This window comes from Mesorhizobium sp. CA6, from assembly GCF_020165035.1.
Lineage (GTDB): Bacteria > Pseudomonadota > Alphaproteobacteria > Rhizobiales > Rhizobiaceae > Mesorhizobium.
The window spans coordinates 17,700-37,138 of sequence record NZ_JAIUHI010000005.1 but is presented as its reverse complement, the minus strand read 5'-3'; the positions used below and the strand labels follow the sequence as shown (position 1 = coordinate 37,138).

At 63.5% G+C, this 19,439-nt stretch carries 17 protein-coding genes and 1 riboswitch; of the genes, 7 read left to right on the top strand and 10 right to left on the bottom strand.

Going from position 1 to position 19,439, the window contains the following annotated elements:
- Window positions 1-35: 35 nt before the first annotated feature.
- The 3 genes from mmsA (at window position 36) to araD1 (ending at window position 4,059) form a co-directional block, all read left to right on the top strand.
- Entirely contained in the window at window positions 36-1,568 is a 1,533-nt protein-coding gene (mmsA, locus tag LB526_RS08990) for a multiple monosaccharide ABC transporter ATP-binding protein (protein ID WP_095765888.1), read from the top strand.
- The gene (mmsB, locus tag LB526_RS08985; protein ID WP_224627329.1) at window positions 1,565-2,860 is read left to right on the top strand and encodes a multiple monosaccharide ABC transporter permease; all 1,296 of its coding nucleotides are present in this window, start codon (window positions 1,565-1,567) and stop codon (window positions 2,858-2,860) included. Before mmsA ends, mmsB begins: the two co-directional genes overlap by 4 nt.
- 203 nt (window positions 2,861-3,063) lie before the next feature.
- Window positions 3,064-4,059: an AraD1 family protein gene (gene araD1, locus LB526_RS08980; protein WP_095766187.1), complete on the top strand. Its 996-nt coding sequence runs from the start codon at window positions 3,064-3,066 to the stop codon at window positions 4,057-4,059.
- A gap of 486 nt (window positions 4,060-4,545) precedes the next feature.
- On the opposite strand, the gene LB526_RS08975 is transcribed toward araD1, so the two are convergent.
- On the bottom strand, window positions 4,546-5,640 hold the full coding sequence (locus LB526_RS08975) for a 2'-deoxycytidine 5'-triphosphate deaminase (protein WP_095765890.1): 1,095 nt from the start codon (window positions 5,638-5,640) through the stop codon (window positions 4,546-4,548).
- 116 nt (window positions 5,641-5,756) lie between these two features.
- Window positions 5,757-5,834, top strand: a riboswitch (SAM riboswitch).
- A 56-nt stretch (window positions 5,835-5,890) separates the two neighbouring features.
- Here LB526_RS08975 and LB526_RS08970 point away from each other — a divergent pair.
- Window positions 5,891-7,081 (top strand): O-succinylhomoserine sulfhydrylase, encoded by a 1,191-nt coding sequence (locus LB526_RS08970; RefSeq protein ID WP_224627328.1) that lies wholly within the window; start codon window positions 5,891-5,893, stop codon window positions 7,079-7,081.
- Between the two features lie 82 nt (window positions 7,082-7,163).
- On the opposite strand, the gene LB526_RS08965 is transcribed toward LB526_RS08970, so the two are convergent.
- Window positions 7,164-8,309 (bottom strand): ceramide glucosyltransferase, encoded by a 1,146-nt coding sequence (locus tag LB526_RS08965; protein ID WP_224627326.1) that lies wholly within the window; start codon window positions 8,307-8,309, stop codon window positions 7,164-7,166.
- A 343-nt stretch (window positions 8,310-8,652) separates the two neighbouring features.
- Here LB526_RS08965 and apaG point away from each other — a divergent pair, with 343 nt between their 5' ends.
- Window positions 8,653-9,045, top strand: coding sequence for a Co2+/Mg2+ efflux protein ApaG (gene apaG / locus LB526_RS08960; RefSeq protein WP_095765893.1), 393 nt, complete (start codon window positions 8,653-8,655; stop codon window positions 9,043-9,045).
- 202 nt (window positions 9,046-9,247) lie between these two features.
- Here the strand turns inward: apaG and LB526_RS08955 are convergent, their stop codons facing one another.
- The 3 genes from LB526_RS08955 to LB526_RS08945 all read right to left on the bottom strand — a co-directional run bounded on the left by LB526_RS08955 (window position 9,248) and on the right by LB526_RS08945 (window position 12,528).
- A complete protein-coding gene (locus LB526_RS08955) occupies window positions 9,248-10,276 on the bottom strand; it encodes an Hsp33 family molecular chaperone (protein WP_095765894.1) in 1,029 nt (342 codons plus the stop codon).
- Window positions 10,277-10,400: 124 nt separating this feature from the next.
- Entirely contained in the window at window positions 10,401-11,312 is a 912-nt protein-coding gene (gene argF, locus LB526_RS08950) for an ornithine carbamoyltransferase (RefSeq protein WP_224627324.1), read from the bottom strand.
- A gap of 16 nt (window positions 11,313-11,328) precedes the next feature.
- On the bottom strand, window positions 11,329-12,528 hold the full coding sequence (locus LB526_RS08945; protein ID WP_224627322.1) for an aspartate aminotransferase family protein: 1,200 nt from the start codon (window positions 12,526-12,528) through the stop codon (window positions 11,329-11,331).
- Between the two features lie 357 nt (window positions 12,529-12,885).
- Here LB526_RS08945 and LB526_RS08940 point away from each other — a divergent pair, with 357 nt between their 5' ends.
- Window positions 12,886-13,404, top strand: coding sequence for a GcrA family cell cycle regulator (locus tag LB526_RS08940; RefSeq protein ID WP_224627320.1), 519 nt, complete (start codon window positions 12,886-12,888; stop codon window positions 13,402-13,404).
- A 157-nt stretch (window positions 13,405-13,561) separates the two neighbouring features.
- On the opposite strand, the gene LB526_RS08935 is transcribed toward LB526_RS08940, so the two are convergent.
- From LB526_RS08935 to LB526_RS08925, 3 genes are all read right to left on the bottom strand, one after another.
- Window positions 13,562-14,566, bottom strand: a complete 1,005-nt coding sequence (locus LB526_RS08935; RefSeq protein ID WP_095765898.1) for a magnesium and cobalt transport protein CorA — start codon at window positions 14,564-14,566, stop codon at window positions 13,562-13,564.
- Window positions 14,567-14,653: 87 nt separating this feature from the next.
- On the bottom strand, window positions 14,654-15,376 hold the full coding sequence (gene phoU, locus LB526_RS08930) for a phosphate signaling complex protein PhoU (protein ID WP_224627319.1): 723 nt from the start codon (window positions 15,374-15,376) through the stop codon (window positions 14,654-14,656).
- A 108-nt stretch (window positions 15,377-15,484) separates the two neighbouring features.
- On the bottom strand, window positions 15,485-16,750 hold the full coding sequence (locus LB526_RS08925) for an ATP-binding protein (RefSeq protein WP_224627318.1): 1,266 nt from the start codon (window positions 16,748-16,750) through the stop codon (window positions 15,485-15,487).
- 184 nt (window positions 16,751-16,934) lie between these two features.
- On the opposite strand from LB526_RS08925, the gene ppk2 reads away from it, so the two are divergent.
- On the top strand, window positions 16,935-17,840 hold the full coding sequence (gene ppk2 / locus LB526_RS08920) for a polyphosphate kinase 2 (RefSeq protein ID WP_224627317.1): 906 nt from the start codon (window positions 16,935-16,937) through the stop codon (window positions 17,838-17,840).
- 119 nt (window positions 17,841-17,959) lie between these two features.
- On the opposite strand, the gene LB526_RS08915 is transcribed toward ppk2, so the two are convergent.
- Window positions 17,960-18,709: an enoyl-CoA hydratase-related protein gene (locus LB526_RS08915; RefSeq protein ID WP_224627316.1), complete on the bottom strand. Its 750-nt coding sequence runs from the start codon at window positions 18,707-18,709 to the stop codon at window positions 17,960-17,962.
- An 11-nt stretch (window positions 18,710-18,720) separates the two neighbouring features.
- Window positions 18,721-19,359 carry an acyl-homoserine-lactone synthase gene (locus LB526_RS08910; RefSeq protein ID WP_095765902.1) on the bottom strand — a complete coding sequence of 213 codons (639 nt, stop codon included), beginning with the start codon at window positions 19,357-19,359 and terminating at the stop codon, window positions 18,721-18,723.
- Between the last annotated feature and the right edge of the window lie 80 nt (window positions 19,360-19,439).

Genomic DNA, 19,439 nt, shown 5'->3' with positions numbered 1-19,439 from the left:
GCGAGTGGAAGGCCTGCGCCAGGGAGCAGATCCTGATGGCCTCGACGATTTTGGAGATGCGCGACATCACCAAGACGTTCCCCGGCGTGAAGGCGTTGTCGAACGTCAATCTCAGCGTCGAGGAAGGTGAGATCCACGCCGTCGTCGGCGAGAACGGCGCCGGCAAGTCGACACTGATGAAGGTGCTGTCGGGCGTCTATCCATCCGGCACCTATGAGGGCCAGATCATCTTCCGCGGCCAGGAATGCAATTTCAAAGGCATTCACGACAGCGAGCATATCGGCATCGTCATCATCCACCAGGAGCTTGCCCTGGTGCCGATGCTGTCGATCACGGAAAACATCTTCCTTGGCAACGAGCACGCCACCTACGGCGTCATCGACTGGGACGCCAACGAGACGCGTACCGGCGCCCTTCTCAAGAAGGTCGGGCTCAAGGAAGACCCCAAGACGCTGATCACCAATATCGGCGTCGGCAAGCAGCAGCTGGTCGAGATCGCCAAGGCGCTGAGCAAGGAAGTGAAGCTCCTTATCCTCGACGAGCCGACGGCCTCGCTCAGCGAGAAGGACAGCCAGGCGCTGCTCGACCTTCTGCTCGAGTTCAAGCGCCAGGGCATGACCTCGATCCTGATCTCGCACAAGCTCAACGAGGTGAACCGCGTCGCCGACAAGGTGACGGTGATCCGCGACGGGCGCACCATCGAGACCTTGCCGAGGAAGGACATCTCGGAAGACCGCATCATCACCTCGATGGTCGGCCGCTCGCTCGACGACCGCTACCCGCCGCGCGAGCCGAAGATCGGCGACGTCATCTTCGAGGTGAAGGACTGGTCGGTTTACCACCCGATCCATGCCGAGCGGCAGGTGATCAAGAACATCAACCTCAATGTGCGCAAGGGCGAGGTTGTCGGTATCGCCGGGCTGATGGGCGCCGGCCGGACCGAATTCGCGATGAGCCTTTTCGGACGCTCCTACGGCCGGCACATCACCGGAGAGGTGTCGCTGCACGGCAAGCCTATCGACCTCTCATCGGTGAGCAAGGCGGTGGCGAGCGGCATCGCCTATGTCACCGAAGACCGCAAGACCTACGGCCTCAACCTGATCGACCACATCAAGCACAATGTGACTTTGGCCAACCTCTCCGGCGTTTCCAGCCGCGGCGTCATCGACGACATGCGCGAGATGAGCGTCGCCAATGACTACCGCAAGAAGACCAACATCCGCGCCTCCAGCGTCTACCAGCTGACCGGCAACCTCTCGGGTGGCAACCAGCAGAAAGTCGTGCTGTCGAAATGGCTGTTCGCCGATCCGGAGGTTTTGATCCTCGACGAGCCGACCCGCGGCATTGACGTCGGCGCGAAGTACGAAATCTATACGATCATCGCGCGCCTTGCCGCCGAGGGCAAAGCGATCATCGTCATCTCGTCGGAAATGCCCGAACTGCTCGGTATCTCCGACCGTATCTATGTGATGAACGAAGGGCGTATAGTCGGCGAAATGGCTGCAAGCGACGCAAGCCAGGAAAAAATCATGCGCGCCATCGTTCGCGGAGAAGGAAAAGCATCATGAGCACAGAAAGCGCTCCCGCGCCGCAAAGCGGGCTCGCCGAGGACGTCAAGCAGCAGGGTCCGCGCGTCGCCGTCTCGGCGCTGACGACGAACCTGCGCGAATACGGCCTGATCATCGCGCTGATCGTCATCATGCTGTTCTTCCAATACACGACGTCGGGAACGCTGTTCAAACCGGTGAATCTCAGCAATCTGGTGCAGCAGAACTCGTTCATCATCGTGATGGCGCTTGGCATGCTGTTGGTGATCGTCGCTGGCTATATCGACCTCAGCGTCGGATCGGTCGCCGGCTTTATCGGCGCGCTGGCGGCGATGATGATGGTGATCTGGCCGCTTGGGATGTTCTCGAATCCGCTGGTGGTCTCGATCGTGTGCCTGATCGTCGGGGCGCTCATCGGCGCTGCGCAAGGCTACTGGATCGCCTATCACAAGATACCGAGCTTCATCGTGACATTGGCGGGCATGCTGATCTTCCGCGGCATCTGCCAGGCGCTGCTCGGCGGTGGCTCCTCGGTCGGTCCGCTGCCGGACAGCTTCAAGGCGCTGAGTTCCGGCTTCATTCCGGACGTGATCGGCCCGCTGACGCTGATCCCGCCGACGGTCAATGCCGCCGGCAAGACGATCGTCGGCAGCGGACTGACGCTGCACATGACGACGGTCGTGCTCGGCCTCATCGCGGTGCTCGCCTATGCCTATTTCGGCTTCAGGACGCGGCGCAAGCGCGAGCGTCACGGCTATGAGGCGGAGCCCTTCCCGCTGTTCGTCGTCAAGACGCTGGTGGGCAGCGCGCTGGCGCTGTTCCTGGTGTTCCAGTTCGCCAGCTACAGGGGCCTGCCGGTCGTGCTGCTGGTGATGGGCGTGCTGATCTCGCTGTTCGTCTTCGTCACCAAGCGCATGACCATCGGCCGCCGGATCTACGCCATGGGCGGCAACGCCAAGGCCGCGCAGCTTTCGGGCATCAACACCGAAAGGCTGACCCTGCTGGTCTTCATCAACATGGGCGTGCTCTCGGCACTGGGCGGCCTGATCATCGCGGCGCGCCTCGGCCAGGCCGTGCCGGCTGCCGGTCTCGGCAGCGAGCTCGACGTCATCGCGGCCGTCTTCATCGGCGGCGCCTCGGCAATGGGCGGCGTCGGACAGGTGATCGGCGCCGTTGTCGGCGGCTTCATCATGGGCGTGATGAACAACGGCATGTCGATTATGGGCGTCAATGTCGACTGGCAGCAGGTGGTGAAAGGCCTGGTGCTGCTCGGCGCCGTCATCTTCGACGTCTACAACAAGAACAAGGCCTGAAGACCTGAAGCGGATTTAAGGAGGCATACGGGTTTCAGATCGCGAAGCTGCCGGCAACCCGTCGGCGCCAAGAAGTCCAGGCAAGGACCGGGCTCGCGAGCGCAATCCGGACGAAGAATTTCAACCGTGGCACGGATTTCTCCGCGCCGCGCCGGTCAAGGTTTGCCCGCGGGCAGCCAGGCAAGATGAGAGAGGGTTCAAACATGCTGATCTCCCAGATCCTCGACGACGCCGAGACGATCCGCGTCGTCGCCCGCAATGGCGGCGGCAAGACCAGGGTCATCAACGGCGCGCGCAGCGTCTATTCGCTGGCGATGGAGGCCGCGCGGACAGGCACGGGCCTCGAGGCATTGATCGAGCGCAAGGGCTATGGCGAGACGGTCGATCTCGATGCCGCCTATAAGAGGGGCAGGCTGGTCTCGCCGATCAACCATCCGGATCCCGCGCATCTGCATCTCACCGGCACCGGGCTCACGCATCTCGGCTCCGCGGCAACGCGCGATTCCATGCACAAGAAGCTCAGCGAGGGCGGCGAGGCGGAACTCACCGATTCCATGAAGATGTTCCGCATGGGCCTCGAAGGCGGCAAGCCGGCCAAAGGCCAGGTCGGCGTGCAGCCGGAATGGTTCTACAAGGGCAACGGCACGATGGCGGTGGCGCCTGGCGCACCCCTGATGTCGCCGGCCTTCGCGCAGGATGGCGGCGAGGAGCCGGAGATCGCCGGCATCTATGTCATCGGCGATGACGGCGCGCCGTTCCGCGTCGGCTTCACGCTGTCGAACGAGTTCTCCGATCACGTCACCGAGCGGGTGAACTATCTGTTCCTCGCCCATTCCAAGCTGCGCAACGCCTCGTTTGGCCCTGAAATCCTGATCGGCGAGCTGCCCGCCGATATCCGCGGCGCCTCGCGCATCTGGCGCGACGGCAAGCTGCTCTGGGAAAAGCCGTTCCTGTCGGGCGAAGCGAACATGTCGCACACCATCGCCAATCTCGAGCACCACCATTTCAAATATTCGGCCTTCCGCCAGCCGGGCGACGTGCATGTGCATATGTTCGGCACCGCGACGCTCTCCTTCGCCGATGGCATCAGGACCGAGGCCGGCGATACGTTCGAGATCGAGGCGCCGGATTTCGGCCTGCCGCTGCGCAATCCGCTGGAGATCGAGAAGCCGGTCAAAGTGGCGGTGAAGGCGCTGTAGCGCCGATCTCCCGGTGACTGGCAGGCCAGAGGGGCGCGAAGGAAGCTGCCTCTTCCACTTCGTCATTCTAGGGCGGAGCAAGGAGCGAAGCGACGCGCGCAGACCCTAGAATCCATGCCGTGACATTGGGCGTAGACTGCTGCCGTCCAGAATAACCGTTGGCGCAGCGCCAGCTAAGATCGTAACATGACAGGCTATGTTTACATGACCGCGAGCCAGAAGGTGGCACGCTATTTCGGTGTCGCCAATGACCTTACCCACCGCATGCCCGGGCACAAGACCGGCCAAGACTCCAGAAGATCATCCTGAATGGTTCGAGTTCTCTCGCGGAATTGGCTGGTGAGCGTTCGGCACCGTGGCGGCGCTCAGGCGTCACGGCATGGATTCTAGGGTCTGCGCGCGTCGCTTCGCTCCTTGCTCCGCCCTAGAATGACGAAGAACAGATGGGACGGCGCGTCCCCTTCCGGACATCTCCCCACTTGGACCTCACCGCGCTGCCCGAAAATGCTTGGAGAGCTTCAGGCCCTGCGCCTGATAGTTCGAGCCGAGTTCGGTGCCGTAAAGCGCCTGCGGGCGTTTCAGCATATGCTCGTAGACGAGACGGCCGACGATCTGGCCGTGGTCGAGGATGAAAGGCACCTCGTGGCTGCGCACCTCGAGCACGGCGCGGCTACCGCTGCCGCCGGCGGCGGAGTGGCCGAAGCCCGGATCGAAGAAGCCGGCATAGTGGACGCGGAACTCGCCGACCAGCGGATCGAAGGGTGTCATCTCGGCGGCATAGAGCGGCGGCACGTGCACGGCTTCTCGGCTGACCAAGATATAGAATTCGTCCGGATCGAGCACCAGTTCGCCGGCGCCGCTCTTGTAGATCGGCTCCCAGAAATCGACGACATCCTGGGCGGCGCGCTTGTCGACGTCGACCAGCCCGGTGTGGTGCTTGCCGCGGTAGCCGACAAGGCCGTCCTTGTCGCCGTCGAGATCGATGGAGAGCGCGATGCCGCCGCCTGAAATATTGGGTGGCTCGGTGGCGACCAGCATCTCGGCGCGGTGAAGGTCGCGCAGCTCATTCTCCGAGAGCACCGCGTTGCCGGTGCGGAAGCGGATCTGCGACAGCCGCGAGCCGGCGCGCACGACGATCGGGAAGGTGCGCGGGCTGACCTCGAGATAGAGCGGCCCGCGGTAGCCGGCGGCAATCTTGTCGAACTCATGGCCGCGATCGGTCATGACGCGCGTGAATATGTCGAGACGGCCGGTCGAGCTCTTCGGATTGGCCGAGGCGGATACGTTCGCCGGCAGCGCCAGGCTCTCGAGCAGCGGCACGATATAGACGCAGCCGGTTTCCAGCACCGCGCCCTCTGCAAGGCTGATCTCGTGCAGCTTCAGCCGCTCGAGCTTGTCGACGACCCGATGATCCGGACCCGGCAGGAACGAGGCACGCACGCGAAACGCCTTGTCGCCGAGCCTTAGATCGAGGCTGGCCGGCTGGATCTGGTCGGCGTCCAGCGCGCGCGGCGACTTCAGCGCCTTCGCCTCGAACAGCGCTGCGATGTCCTGATCCGGAAGAATGCCTGTTTGCCGCAAAGGCTGGCTCCGTTCACAAGGCCGGGCGAGGATCTAAGCAGGCTCTTGCCGCCCGGCTGGTACAAACCTCTTAATGAAGCCGGCAATTGACGCAAGCGCGGCGCGGGTCTAAAGGGTCGTTATCCCGTGGTGATTTGGCCGGTCGGCTTGCAGCCACGTTAAACAAGTCGCTAAAGGACCGTCGAGCCGCAAGGCTATATGGACCGGTTGCGACTTCGCGGCCGGTTTTTTTGTGTCTGAAAGCAGGGCTATGAGCACCAAGAAGCGCAACTGGAAACCTCAGACGGCACTCGTACATGGCGGAACGTTGCGTTCCGGTTTCGGCGAGACATCCGAGGCGATGTATCTCACCCAAGGCTATGTCTACGAGACGGCGCAAGCGGCGGAAGCCCGCTTCAAGGGCGAGGAGCCGGGCTTCATCTATTCGCGCTACGCCAACCCGACCGTCGACATGTTCGAAAAGCGCATGTGCGCGCTCGAAGGCGCCGAGGATGCCCGCGCCACCGCTTCCGGCATGGCCGCAGTAACCGCCGCGCTGCTCTGCAGCGCCAAGGCCGGAGATCATATCGTCGCGGCGCGCGCCCTGTTCGGCTCCTGCCGCTGGGTGGTCGAGACGCTGGCGCCGCGCTACGGCATCGAGGCGACGCTGGTCGACGGCACCGACATCGCCAATTGGGAAAAGGCGATAAGGCCGAACACCAAGCTGTTCTTCCTGGAAAGCCCGACCAACCCGACGCTGGAGGTGGTCGATATCGCGGCCGTCGCCGGGCTCGCCAATTCGATCGGCGCCAGGCTGATCGTCGACAATGTCTTCGCCACGCCGCTGCAGCAGAAGCCCTTGCTGCTCGGCGCCCATATCGTCGTCTATTCGGCGACCAAGCATATAGACGGCCAGGGCCGCTGCCTCGGCGGCGTCATTCTGTCGGACAAGAAGTGGATCGACGAGAACCTGCACGACTATTTCCGCCACACCGGTCCCAGCCTGTCGCCCTTCAACGCTTGGACGCTGCTCAAAGGCCTGGAGACGCTGCCGCTGCGCGTGCGTCAGCAGACCGGGAGCGCCGGCAAGATCGCGGATTTCCTTGCCGGCCGACCGGAGATCGCCCGTGTCATCTATCCGGGCCGCGCCGATCATCCGCAAGCGGATATCGTCAAGAAGCAGATGTCGGGAGGCTCGACGCTGATCTGCCTCGACGTCAAAGGCGGCAAGCAGGCGGCCTTTGCCTTCCAGAACGCACTCGACATCGTGCTGATCTCGAACAATCTCGGTGACGCCAAGAGCCTGATCACCCATCCGGCGACGACGACGCACAAGAACCTGAGCGACGAGGCCCGCGCCGAGCTCGGCATCGGGCCAGGCACGCTGAGGCTCTCCGTCGGCCTGGAGGACAGCGACGATCTGCTGGAAGACGTCGAACAGGCGCTGAAGGCAGCAAAATAGAAGGCTGAGAACGCCGCGGCCGGAGCCTTCCAGAGCCGCAATTCCGGACGGAAAACCGTTTCAGACTTTTCCTGGAATTGCTCTAGGCGAGCTCCTCCAGCTCGGTCATCGCCTTGGTGCGGATGGTCATGGCGTTGCCGGGCCATTCGACGGCGCCGCCGAACCAGGCGCGCGCCCAGATGGCCGGCAGCAGGGCATCGCGCACAATCATCGCGGTGACGCTGCGTGGCGACAGGTACCAGCCCTTCGCAAAGGCCAGCAGCCATTCCGGCAGGTAGGCGATCGCCAGCACGCCCAAGGCCGTCGTGGGCAGGCTGACGCCGGCGCTTGCCGCTGCAATCAGCGCCAGCAGCAGCGGCACCGCAGCGCCAGTCAGTATCTCCGGCGCGAAGAACAGAGGGAAGGTAACCCGCCGCAGCCGCGCCCAGCGCGTCTGGCGCGACCAGATCTCGGCGAGCCTGCGCTGGCCGAGCGGCTGCTCGAATGGCGAGGCGACGAGGTTGACGTTGAACCCCAGGCCGTTGACCAGCTTGGTGGCCGCCGCGTCCTCGGCGATCTCGGCGGCCAAAGCCTGGATGCCGCCATTGGCATCGAGCATCGGTTTGTTCCACAGCATGCTCTTGCCCTGGGCGAAGCCAAGGCCAACCGCCTCGCCGGCATACTGCCAGCGCGCCTGCAGCGTGTTAAGAAAGGCGCATTCGACTTCGGCCCAAAACCCGTCTGGCCGCGAGCCGATCGGCGTCGAACAGACGAGGCCGGTATCCGGCCGCCATGCCGCCATCAGGTGCTGGACATAGTCTCTCGGCATCAGCACGTTGGAATCGGCGAGGATCACCCAATCGTGTCTCGCCGCCTGCCAGCCCTTGACGCAGTTGTTGAGCTTGGGATTGGCGCTGACGCGATCGTCGCCGATCAGCAGCCGCGCAGGAATTTTGGGGTGGCGCGCGATCGCCGCATCGATCAGCTTGACCACCGGGTCTTCGGCATGCGCGACGCAGAAGATCAGCTCGTAGCGCGGCCAATCGAGCGAGAAGGCGCGCTGCAAGGTCTCCGGCGTGAACGGCTCGACGCCACGCGACGGCACGATGATGGAGACCGGCGGCCGCGCGCTGGAGGGCGGCGCGATGACATGCCGCCGCTTCAGCCGCGACGAGGCGAGCAGGATGCTGGCGAGATTGAAGGAAAGAAGCGCTGACGAAGCCAGGCCGGCTGCGATAGTCAGTTTCATCGAGATCTGGTCACCCCCGATAGAGAGTTTCACCGTTTCACGCAAACGGCGACCCACTCCATCTCCTTGTTTTCACGCAATTCCGGACGGAAGGCTACGGCGAAGGCGCCGAGCCTAACCGCTCGCGCTTTCCTGGAATTGCTTTAGGCCGCACGCGGCCGTTTCAACTGTTACAGAGCGCCCGAGTCGCCCGGCACGGTTTGTGCACACCAACATTGTCATGTGTCACCTAAATGACATTGTTTTTCGGCACCTGCACTTACAAGGCTGGCAGGATGGTCGGCGCTGCGTTTATCAAGAGCGGAGCGTGACATATTTTCCGCGGCGGCAACCGGAGTGGCCCATGTATCGCGCAGTGACGCGCAACATCGAAGTGCTGGTCAGGCCCTTCTATCTGGAGGACCGCTCCGATCCCTCCGAGAACCGCTATGTCTGGGGCTATCAGGTAACGATTGACAACCGCTCCGACGAGTTCGTGCAGCTTGTGTCGCGCTACTGGCACATCACCGACGGTCAGGGCCGGGTCGAGGAGGTGCGCGGCGCCGGCGTCGTCGGCGACCAGCCGGAACTCAATCCCGGCGACAGTTACCAGTACACCTCGGGCTGCCCGCTCTCGACACCGTCAGGCATCATGGTCGGCCACTACACGATGCGCAACGGCCGCGGCGAGACGTTCGATATCGCCATTCCGGCTTTCTCGCTCGACATGCCAGGGACAAGGCGCACGGTGAATTAGCCGTCGGCGACAGCCTCTTTCTCCCCGCTTCACGGGGAGAAATGCCCGGCAGGACAATGACGGGCGGCGCCGGGCTTCTGAGATTTTCCTTGAGGCGGACGACCGCGTCGCCGGCGTGTCGCTATGATCGCCAACGTTGGCGCCGCCCCTCATCCGCCCTTCGGGCACCTTCTCCCCATGGAACGGGGAGAAGGAAGAGGGCTCACTTCGCGAATTCAGCCGGGTCGAAGTCGTATTGGGTCGAGCAGAACTCGCAGGCGACATGGATGCCGCCCTCCTCGGTCGATTCCTTGATCTCCTCAGCCGAAAAGCCTTCGAGAATGCCGCGGATCTTGTCGCGCGAGCAGGAGCACTGGTCGGCGACAGGGACGCCGCGGAAAACGCGCACGCCGTGTTCGTGGAACAGCCGGTAGAGCAACCGCTCGGCGCCCACCGTCGGGTCGATCAACTCGGTCGGCTCGATCGTGCCGAGCAGCGCCAGCAACTCCTGCCAGGAATTGTCGGCCGGCTGGTCCGCAACGTCACGCGGATCGCCGTCGCCGCCGGAAATATCGGGAACGCGCATGCGCTCCGGCGATCGCGGCAGGAATTGCGCCAGGATGCCGCCGGCGCGCCACTGCTCGCGCGCGCCGGCCGGGCCGGGCGTGACCAGCTTGGCGACCGACATCTTGATATCGGTCGGGATCTGCTCCGACTGCCGGAAATAGGTGCGCGCGGCATCCTCGAGCGAGGTGCCGTCGAGCTGGACGATGCCCTGGTAGCGCTGCGTATGCGCGCCCTGGTCGATGGTCAAGGCCAGGACGCCGTCGCCGAGCAGCGTCTGCTGCGAGGTCTCGCCGGCGGCGGTCAGCGCCTGTAGCCGGTCGGCATCGAAGCGCGCATAGGCGCGCAGCGCATGCGGCGTGGTGAAATCGGCCACCAGCATGTCGACCGGACCGTCGGTGCGGGTCTGCAGAATGAACTTCCCTTCGAACTTCAGCGAAGTGCCGAGCAGCACGGTGAGCACGCAGGCTTCCGCCAGCAGGCGGGCGACCGGCTCAGGGTAATCGTGGCGGCTCAAGATAGCGTCGAGCATCGGCCCGAGCTGCACGGTGCGGCCGCGCACATCGAGCGGCGCGACCTCATAAGGCACGACATGATCGTCGCCGGCGAAGCCGAATTCACCGAGTTGGGGTTTATGCTCAGCCAAGGTCTGGGTTTCCAACATGACAATACTCCGGGGCGCAGCCATGCCGCCCGGTGAGCCGCATGCGTCGAAGCGCGTTCGATTTACGTGATGGCCCGCAAATAGGCATCACATGTCCCCAGATCAAGTTGAGCCCGATCGGGCCGGAAGCGGTCAGGTCCAGCCCTTCTCACGCGCCCAGACACCAGGCCAGCACCGCCTTCTGGGCGTGCAGCCGGTTCTCGGCCTCGTCGAAGACCACCGAATGCGGCCCGTCGATCACCTCGTCGGTGACCTCCTCGCCGCGATGCGCCGGCAGGCAGTGCATGAACAATGCATCGGGCTTGGCTTTTGCCATCAGCGCCGCATTGACCTGATAGGGCAGGAAGACGTTGTGGCCGCGGGCGCGATGCTCCTGGCCCATGGAGACCCAGCTATCGGTGACGACGCAGTCGGCCTGGTCGACGGCTTCCTCGGCGGACCTAGAAAACCGGACCTTGCCGCCATTGGCTTTCGACCAGTCGACATATTTCTCGAAAGGCTCGCTGCCTTCCGGCACCGCGATATTGAGGTTGAAGCTAAACCGCGCCGCGGCCTCCAGGAGCGAATGCAGCACATTGTTGCCGTCGCCGGTCCAGGCGAAGGTCTTGCCGGACACCGGGCCGCGATGCTCCTCAAAGGTCATGATGTCGGCCATGAGCTGGCAGGGATGCGTGTCGTCGGTCAGCCCGTTGATGACCGGAACGGTGGCGTTCTCGGTGAGCTCCAGCAGCCGGTCGTGCGAGGTGGTGCGGATCATGATGGCGTCGACATAGCGCGACAGCACTTTCGCCGTGTCGGCGATTGTCTCCGAACGGCCGAGCTGCATCTCGGTGCCGGTCAACATGATAGTCTCGCCGCCGAGCTGGCGCATGCCGACATCGAAGGACACGCGCGTGCGCGTCGACGGCTTGTCGAAGATCATGGCCAGCACCTTGCCATCGAGCGGTTTTGAACGCTCACCTGCCTTGAGCCTGGTCTTTCGCGCCACCGCGTCGTCCAGCATGATGCGCAGGTCGCCCGCGGAAACGGCGGACAGATCGGTGAAGTGGCGAACACTCATCGGCAGGTTCCAGAAATTATTTGGCGGCTTCGGCGGCAATCGCGTCGGTCAGGCGCTTGGCGCCGCCGCGAATGCGCTCCAGCGCCACGCCGATCTCCTCGTCGGTGACGGTGAGCGGCGGCAGGAGGCGGATGACGTTGTCGCCCGCCGGCACGGCAAGCAGGTGCTGGTCGCGCAGCGCCATGTTCACCTTGGCGTTGGGCATGGCGCATTTCAGGCCGAGCATAAGGCCGGTTCCCCTGATGCCCTCGATGACGTCGGGGAATTCATCGGCCACCGCCGCAAGGCCCTGCTTCAGAAGCAGCGCCTTGCGCCGGACGTCCTCGAGGAAGCCGTCGGCCAGCACCACGTCGAGCACGGCGTTGCCGACGGCCATCGCCAGCGGATTGCCGCCGAAGGTGGTGCCGTGCACGCCGGCCGTCATGCCGGTCGCCGCCTCGTCGGTGGCAAGGCAGGCACCCATCGGAAAGCCGCCGCCGATGCCCTTGGCGATCGCCATCAGATCGGGCGTGACGCCTGACCATTCATGCGCGAACAGCTTGCCGGTGCGGCCGATGCCGCACTGGACCTCGTCGAAGATCAAAAGCAGGCCGTGCTTGTCGCAGAGTTGCCGCAGCCGCTTCAGCGATTGCGTCGGCACCGGGCGTATGCCGCCCTCGCCTTGCACCGGCTCGATCAGGATCGCCGCGGTCTCCGGCGTGATCGCCTTTTCAGCGGCGTCGATGTCGTCGAAAGCCACCTGGTCGAAACCCTCGACCTTCGGGCCGAAGCCTTCGAGGTATTTGTACTGGCCGCCGGCGGCGATCGTCGCCAGCGTGCGGCCGTGAAAGGCACCCTCGAAGGTGATAATGCGGAAGCGCTCGGGATGGCCCTTGACGAATTGATAGCGCCTGGCCGTCTTGATGGCGCATTCCAGTGCCTCGGCACCGGAATTGGTGAAGAACACCTTGTCTGCAAAGGTCGCCTCAGTCAGCCGCTCGCCCAGCCGGCGCTGTTCCGGGATCTCATAGAGGTTGGAGACGTGCCACAGCTTGGCGGCCTGCCCGGTGAGCGCCGCGACCAGATGCGGATGGCCGTGGCCCAGCGAATTCACCGCGATGCCGCCGGCGAAGTCGAGATATCGCTCGCCCTTGTCGGTGACCAGCCAGGTCCCCTCCCCACGGTCGAACGCCAGGGGTGCGCGGGCAAAGGTCTCGTAAAGCGCCGAACCGCTCATTATATGCGTCTCCGGAACCGGAAATCAAAAAAGCCGCCAATGCGGCGGCCTTTGCGGCTTATCATGTTTTTCGGCCATGAAGTCAACGAAAACGTCACGCAGAAGCGCGTGGCAAGCCCCTGACGCCACGCCGGTTCATAAGTAGGCCGGCAAGTTGGGGAAAACCGAAAAAACCGAATCGTGTTGCCCTGGGGACTCTTGTCACCGAGTCAGCGCATAAGGTATTTGTAGTCGAGAAATAACTAGATTTCGTGCGGCGGACCTAATCACCCGGTATATGTGGTGTTGTTTGCCCGGCGAGAGCCGGGGGCGGGAAAGGATTCTGACTGCCGTACGCCTCAGCAGGAGCGCGGTCTCATGAACTGGACTGACGAGCGGGTCGAACTTCTCAGGAAATTGTGGTCGGAGGGTCTGAGCGCCAGCCAGATCGCCGCACAGCTCGGCGGGGTGAGCCGCAACGCCGTCATCGGCAAGGTGCATCGCCTGAAGCTGTCGGGCCGCGGCCGCGCAACGGCCGCTCCGGCGCGCCAGAAGAAGGCGACGCAAGGCGCCTCGATGCAGAAATCGGTGACCCGCGCCGCAAGTGCCACGCGTCACGTGACCACCACCATCGGCGCCACCGCGCTGCAGGTGCAGTTCGACGCCGAGCCGGTCGCGCGCCACTATATCCGGCCGGTCGAGAACGTGGTCGTGCCGATCTCGCGGCATCTGCAGCTCGTCGAGCTGACCGAACGCACCTGCAAATGGCCGAACGGCGATCCGCTGTCGGAAGACTTCAACTTCTGCGGCAACGACGCTGCCGAAACGGGACCCTATTGCAAGTATCATTCCCGGGTGGCGTTCCAGCCGGCCGGGGATCGGCGCAGGGCGCGCTGAGCGAATGGCGAATAGAGAATAGCGAATAGCGAATAGCGAATAGCGAATAGAACTGGATAGAGTTTCGCGAAAAGGGCAACTTATTCCCTACTCGCTACTCGCTACTCGCTACTCGCTCCTTACTCCCTTTACTGCCCTACTCCCCTACTCCCTCCCTTCACAGCCATCCATTCTTCTTGAACCGCCAGTACAGGAACGCGCAGATGAGCGCGATCGCCACCAGGACGGCCGGATAGCCGTATTCCATCTTCAGTTCCGGCATGTCGGAGAAGTTCATGCCGTAGATGCCGGCGAAGGCCGTGGGCACCGCCAGGATGGCCGCCCATGAGGCGAGCTTCTTGGATATTGCGGTTTCCTGGCTCTGCCCGACCAGCAGACTGGCTTCGAAGGCGAAGGCCAGAACCTCGCGCAGGGAGTCGATCTTTTCCTGCACGGTGCGGATGTGGTCGGTCACGTCGCGAAACAGCGGATGCATGGCGGCATGTATCTGCGGCAGGTCGGCGCTGGTCAGCCGACGGCAGACCTCGACCAGCGGCAGCGCCGCATTGCGCAGCCGCAGCAGATCGCGGCGCAGCATGTAAAGCCGCTCGATATCGGAACCGGTCATCGGCTTCAGAAGCACCTTGTCCTCGATCGCCTCGACCTCGTCCTCGATCTGCTCCAGCACCGGCATGTAGTTGTCGACGATGAAGTCGAGGATGGCGTAGAGGACGAAATCCTCGCCTTTGGCGAGCGAATGCGGGCAGCTCTCCCAGTGCTGGCGCACAGCGGCGTAGGAGGTCGACGGGCCGTGCCGGACGCTGACAATGTAGCCGGCGCCGACAAACAGATGCGTCTCGCCGAAAGTGACTCGGCCGTCGATCAACTGCGCGGTGCGGGCAACGATGAAGAGGGCGTCGCCATATTGCTCGATCTTCGGGCGCGCATGCGGATGCTCGGCATCCTCGATCGCCAAATCATGCAAATGGAATTGCGCCTGCACCCGGAGCAGCAGGTTGCGATCGGGCTCGAGCAGGCCGATCCAGACGACATGACCGGGTTTTGCCGCCCATTCGCCGGCCTGTTCGATGGCGATGTCGGCGATGCGCTTGCCGCCCGAATAGACGCTGGATGCAATGATGCCCGACATAGGGGCCGGGGTCAGGTTTCGAACTTGTTCCATCGCAAACCTCCCGAGACTGCGACTGACAAAATCGCTGTCCCTGGAGGAGCTTATCCTAAATCAGGAAGCCATTCGAGAGGCGGCGGTTCACTTAGCCGGCACCGGGCCGGGAAGCACGATCTTGTCGGTCTTGTCGCCTTTCGGCCGGTCGGCTGGCATCTGGTCGCCCGTGACGATGTAATAGATCGTCTCGGCGATATTGGTCGCGTGGTCGCCGATGCGCTCGATGTTCTTGGCGCAGAACAGAAGATGCGTGCAGGGCGTGATGTTGCGCGGATCTTCCATCATGTAGGTCAAGAGCTCGCGGAACAGCGAGGTGTACATGGCGTCGATCTGGTCGTCCCGGTCGCGCACGAGGCCAATCCTCTCGACCGAGCGCGAGGCATAGACGTCGAGCACTTCCTTGAGCTGCGTCAGCGCCAGATTGGCAAGCGCCTCGATACCGCGAAAAAGGCTATTCGGCTGGCGGCCGTCCACCGAGGCCACCCGCTTGGCGACGTTCTTGCCCAAGTCGCCGACACGCTCGATATCGGCCGAGATACGGATCGCGCCGACGATCTCGCGAAGATCCGTCGCCATCGGCTGGCGCCTGGCGATGATGATGATGGCCTTGTCGTCGATCTCGCGCTGTCCTTCGTCGAGGACGAGATCGTCCTGGATGACCTTCTGCGCGAGGCCATGGTCGACATTCACCAGGGCCGCGACCGCCTGTTCGACCATGCGCTCGGCATGGCCGCCCATCGCGGCGATGCGCTTCGACAGGAACTTCAGCTCTTCATCATAGGCACTGGCGATATGAACGGACTGCATGGATATGCCTTCCCGGCTTGTGCCGGCTGGTGCGTTCCCTCAATCCGTCACTGATACGTGAACCGCATGACAGAAAGAAGAAAATCCCGGTTGGTAACCGATATACGATCAGCGAGCCGGCAAATGAACCGTGAACGCCGCGCCCTTGCCGACTTCCGACTTGATGGACAATCTTGCGTTATGACGGGTCAATATATGCTTGACGATCGAAAGGCCAAGTCCGGTGCCTTTCTGGGCCCGGCTGTTTTCGACATCGACGCGGTAGAAGCGCTCGGTGATGCGCGGGATGTGCTCTTCGGCAATGCCCGGACCATAATCCCTTATCGTGACGTCGAAGCCCGGCTGCTGGCCATCCTCGCCGCCGGCGACCGATACGGTGACGCGCCCGCCTGACTGGCCGTATTTGCAGGCATTCTCGAGGAGATTCTCGAAGACCTGGAACAGCTCGTCGCGATCGCCGGGGACGACAAGCGGCGCGTTGGCGAACTCCCGCTCGATGACGACGCCGTTCTCACTGGCCAGCGGCCCCAGCGAATCGATGACGCTGTCGATCGTCTGGCGAAGATCGACTTCCGTGCCCGGTCCCAGATAGGGTTTCATCTCCAACCGCGACAACGAGAGCAGATCGTCGATCAGGCGGGCCATCCGGCCGGTCTGGTTCTGCATGATCTGCAGGAACTGGTCGCGCGCCGCCGGATCGTTGCGGGCCGGCCCGCGCAGCGTCTCGATGAAGCCGGCGATCGAGGCGAGCGGCGTGCGCAGCTCATGGCTGGCATTGGCGATGAAGTCGGCGCGCATGCGATCGATGCGACGCGTCTCGCTTTGATCCTTGAACACCAGCACGTAAAGGCCTGTGGCATGACCGACCGTGGATGCGCTGACCCGATATGTGCGTTCCACCGGCAGCTTTTCGGTGTAGTCGACCGCATCGGAAGCGACTTCCCCGGCAAGGATGCCGTCCAGCAGCGCCTGCATCTCCGGGGCGCGGAACTTGAGCGACAGCGACATACCGGGCGCCAGTCCGCCAAAGGCGGCGAAGGCGGCAGCGTTGGCGTGAACGATGGTGGCGGAATGGTCGAAGATGATCAGCGGGTCGGCGACCGCGGCGGCCAGATATTCGCCGGAGAGCCTCTGCAGCCCGCTGGCCTCGATCGCTGCCCCCGCATCGGCCGGCTGGCGTTCGGCATCTGCGGGCAGCATCGCCGCGGCCGCCAGCGCGGCCAGGGCCAGCAGCAGCACATAGGCGGATGAGCCGGCGAAAAAATAAACGGCAAGGACCGCGAGAACGCCTGCGCCAAGCAGCCAGCGGTTGCGCGCCAGCCGCCCGGCCAAGGCTCGCCCCTTGTTGTCTTGTCCCGTGCCCGTCTCTGCCATAGGCCCGCGCCACCCCGCATCCCGTTCGACCGGTCAGCCGGCTCGCTGGACCGGCCTGACGCATGGGACCCTGGAAATCAGGATCGATTTTCGCGAAGGTTCATGCGCAAGATCAAAATGCTGCAGCGTCTTGCGCTGCACAGGCTCCATAGCATGAGTCCCCAAACTGGAAAGGTTCGTCCGGATGAAAAAAGCCAAGGAAACGGCTGACGCGGTGCCGGCCACGGCGCCGATCAAGATCAAGATCGGCGGCAAGGAGCGCGAGTTCGACATCGACAATCCGGTGCTGCCTGACTGGATCGAGGACAACAAGCTTACCGCCGGCGGCTATCCTTACGACAAGAAGATGAAAAGCGAGGATTACGAAAAGGAGCTCGAGGAGCTGCAGATCGAACTGGTCAAGGCGCAGGCCTGGCTGCAGGCCACCGGCAAGCGGGTGATGGCGCTTTTCGAGGGCAGGGACGCGGCCGGCAAGGGAGGCACGATCTTCGTGCTGCGGCAATATATGAACCCGCGCACGGCCCGCAACGTCGCGCTGCCCAAGCCGACGCCGACCGAGGCGGGGCAATGGTATTACCAGCGCTATGTCGACCATTTCCCGACTTCGGGCGAATTCGTCACCTTCGACCGCTCCTGGTACAACCGCGCCGGCGTCGAGCCGGTCATGGGGTTCTGCACGCCGGAGCAGCATGAGAAATTCCTCGACGAGACGCCGCATTTCGAGCGGATGATCTGCAACGAAGGTATGCATTTCTTCAAATTCTGGCTGAATATCGGCCGCGAAACGCAGCTCGAACGGTTCCATGACCGCCGCTGGTCGCCGCTGAAGAACTGGAAGTTCTCGCCGATCGACATCGCCGGCGTCGGCAAGTGGGACGACTACACCAGGGCGCGCGACCAGATGATCGAGCGCACGCATAAGGAGTTCTCGCCCTGGGTCGTCGTGCGGGCCAATGACAAGCGACGCGCCCGGCTCGCGGTGATCCAGCGTATCCTGCTTTCCCTGCCTTATGACGGAAGGGACCTCGACGCCGTCGGCAAGCCCGACAAGAAGATCATCGGCGAGGGGCCGGAATTCCTGAAAGACTAGTTGTTGTTCTTCGTCTGGAACCGCTGGCCTGCCCTACCCGCGGGGTAACGCGGGTCCGGACGAGTTACAGCGCCGCGCGCCTTTCGGCTTGCGCGGCGCTGAGATTTCATGCCGGGCGCTCAGGCGGCCAGGCGAGCAATCCGCTGCAGCCGCTTCAGCGTGGTGTCATCCTGAAGCGCCTGCTGGAACAGCGTGATCTCGTGGTCGATGCGGTCGCACAACACGTCCGTATCCCCCTTGAGCAGGCTGCGCGTCTGGAGCAATGCCGCCGCTGGCTTCTTGGCCAGCTGTTTGGCCCTCGCCAACGTTGCTTCCTCGGCGCTGCCTTGCGTCACGATCTCGCCGACCAGGCCCAGCGCCTTGGCGTCTTCGACGCCCAGCGTATCGCCCAGGCAGAAGAAGCGGAAGGCGCCGGCATAGCCGAGCTTCTGGGGCGCCAGAATGCTGGTCGCCGCGTCCGGCACCAGGCCAAAATCGACGAACGGCACCCTGAAGGTGCTGCCCCTGGAAGCGATCACCATGTCGCAATGGAACAGGATGGTGCAGCCGACGCCGACGGCATCGCCGTCGACGCAGGCAAGGACCGGCTTGGGGAAGGTCGCCAACATGCGGAACATGTCGGTGACGGCGGCGATCAGCTCTCGGTGCTTGGTGGCGTCGAGGAACTCCGAGAAGTCCCCGCCAAGGCAGAAGCACCCGGCAAGGCCGCGCAGCATGACGACGCGGACCTCGTCGTTGACCGCCGCATCGCGCAAGGTCCTGGCAAGGCTCGCATAGGCGTGCCTGTCGAGCACCGGTCGGCCGTCATGCGAGGACACGGTGACGACCAGCGTATGGCCGCGCAGTTCCGGTTCGGGATGGAAACTCATGACCGCCTCCATCACGAAGCCTGCTTGAGGCCGAGCAGACCGGGATAGCCCCGGTTCAGCACCGGCAGATGGTGGTTGCGGCGGGCCCGCACGACATCGAGCGTATGCTCGGTGAAGGTGAGCAGCGTCGCCACGACCTGCTGGTTGCCATAGGTGCGCTGGTAACCGAGCGGCGTCGCCAGGAAGTGCAGTTGCAGGGCGCGCAGCACCCACATCGGCTCGAACTCGATGATGACCTGGTTGACGTTGCGCTTCAGGCCCCATTCGACGAAGCCGGCGATCAGCTCGGTGCCGACCGTCGAGACGCCGCGTTTGCCGTCGCGAAAACCCGGAGCCACCGCGTAGCGGGTCAGTTCCCACACATTCGGCCCCGAGGGGGACGGTCCTTCGCAGAGATCCGACAGAACATCCGTCAGAAGATGCGGCCGTGTGGTCGGCAGCATGCGCTGGTAACCAGCCAGTTCGCCGTTGCGGATGACGAGGTGGTGTTCGGCCTCGTCATGATCGAACTGGTCGATCTCGAGCTGGTCCGGACGGTCGAGATCGGTCCAACCCATCTCCTCGACGAAGATCTTGTAGCGCAAGCGATGGACCGCCTCCCAAAGGTCGGGGCGTTCCATCAGTTCCTGAGTGGTAAGGGCAAAAAGCATTAGCCGTCTCCTGGGCTTAAGAGGAAGATACGGCCGTGATGTCCCTTAAAATATTACGCGAATGCGCAGGCAAGAATTTC

Coding starts and splice junctions, on each gene's coding strand:
- mmsA (WP_095765888.1), top strand. CDS start 36: ATGGCCTCGACGATTTTGGAGATGCGCGACATCACCAAGACGTTCCCC.
- mmsB (WP_224627329.1), top strand. CDS start 1,565: ATGAGCACAGAAAGCGCTCCCGCGCCGCAAAGCGGGCTCGCCGAGGAC.
- araD1 (WP_095766187.1), top strand. CDS start 3,064: ATGCTGATCTCCCAGATCCTCGACGACGCCGAGACGATCCGCGTCGTC.
- LB526_RS08970 (WP_224627328.1), top strand. CDS start 5,891: ATGAGCACCAAGAAGCGCAACTGGAAACCTCAGACGGCACTCGTACAT.
- LB526_RS08965 (WP_224627326.1), bottom strand. CDS start 8,309: ATGAAACTGACTATCGCAGCCGGCCTGGCTTCGTCAGCGCTTCTTTCC.
- apaG (WP_095765893.1), top strand. CDS start 8,653: ATGTATCGCGCAGTGACGCGCAACATCGAAGTGCTGGTCAGGCCCTTC.
- LB526_RS08955 (WP_095765894.1), bottom strand. CDS start 10,276: ATGGCTGCGCCCCGGAGTATTGTCATGTTGGAAACCCAGACCTTGGCT.
- argF (WP_224627324.1), bottom strand. CDS start 11,312: ATGAGTGTTCGCCACTTCACCGATCTGTCCGCCGTTTCCGCGGGCGAC.
- LB526_RS08945 (WP_224627322.1), bottom strand. CDS start 12,528: ATGAGCGGTTCGGCGCTTTACGAGACCTTTGCCCGCGCACCCCTGGCG.
- LB526_RS08940 (WP_224627320.1), top strand. CDS start 12,886: ATGAACTGGACTGACGAGCGGGTCGAACTTCTCAGGAAATTGTGGTCG.
- LB526_RS08935 (WP_095765898.1), bottom strand. CDS start 14,566: ATGGAACAAGTTCGAAACCTGACCCCGGCCCCTATGTCGGGCATCATT.
- phoU (WP_224627319.1), bottom strand. CDS start 15,376: ATGCAGTCCGTTCATATCGCCAGTGCCTATGATGAAGAGCTGAAGTTC.
- LB526_RS08925 (WP_224627318.1), bottom strand. CDS start 16,750: ATGGCAGAGACGGGCACGGGACAAGACAACAAGGGGCGAGCCTTGGCC.
- ppk2 (WP_224627317.1), top strand. CDS start 16,935: ATGAAAAAAGCCAAGGAAACGGCTGACGCGGTGCCGGCCACGGCGCCG.
- LB526_RS08915 (WP_224627316.1), bottom strand. CDS start 18,709: ATGAGTTTCCATCCCGAACCGGAACTGCGCGGCCATACGCTGGTCGTC.
- LB526_RS08910 (WP_095765902.1), bottom strand. CDS start 19,359: ATGCTTTTTGCCCTTACCACTCAGGAACTGATGGAACGCCCCGACCTT.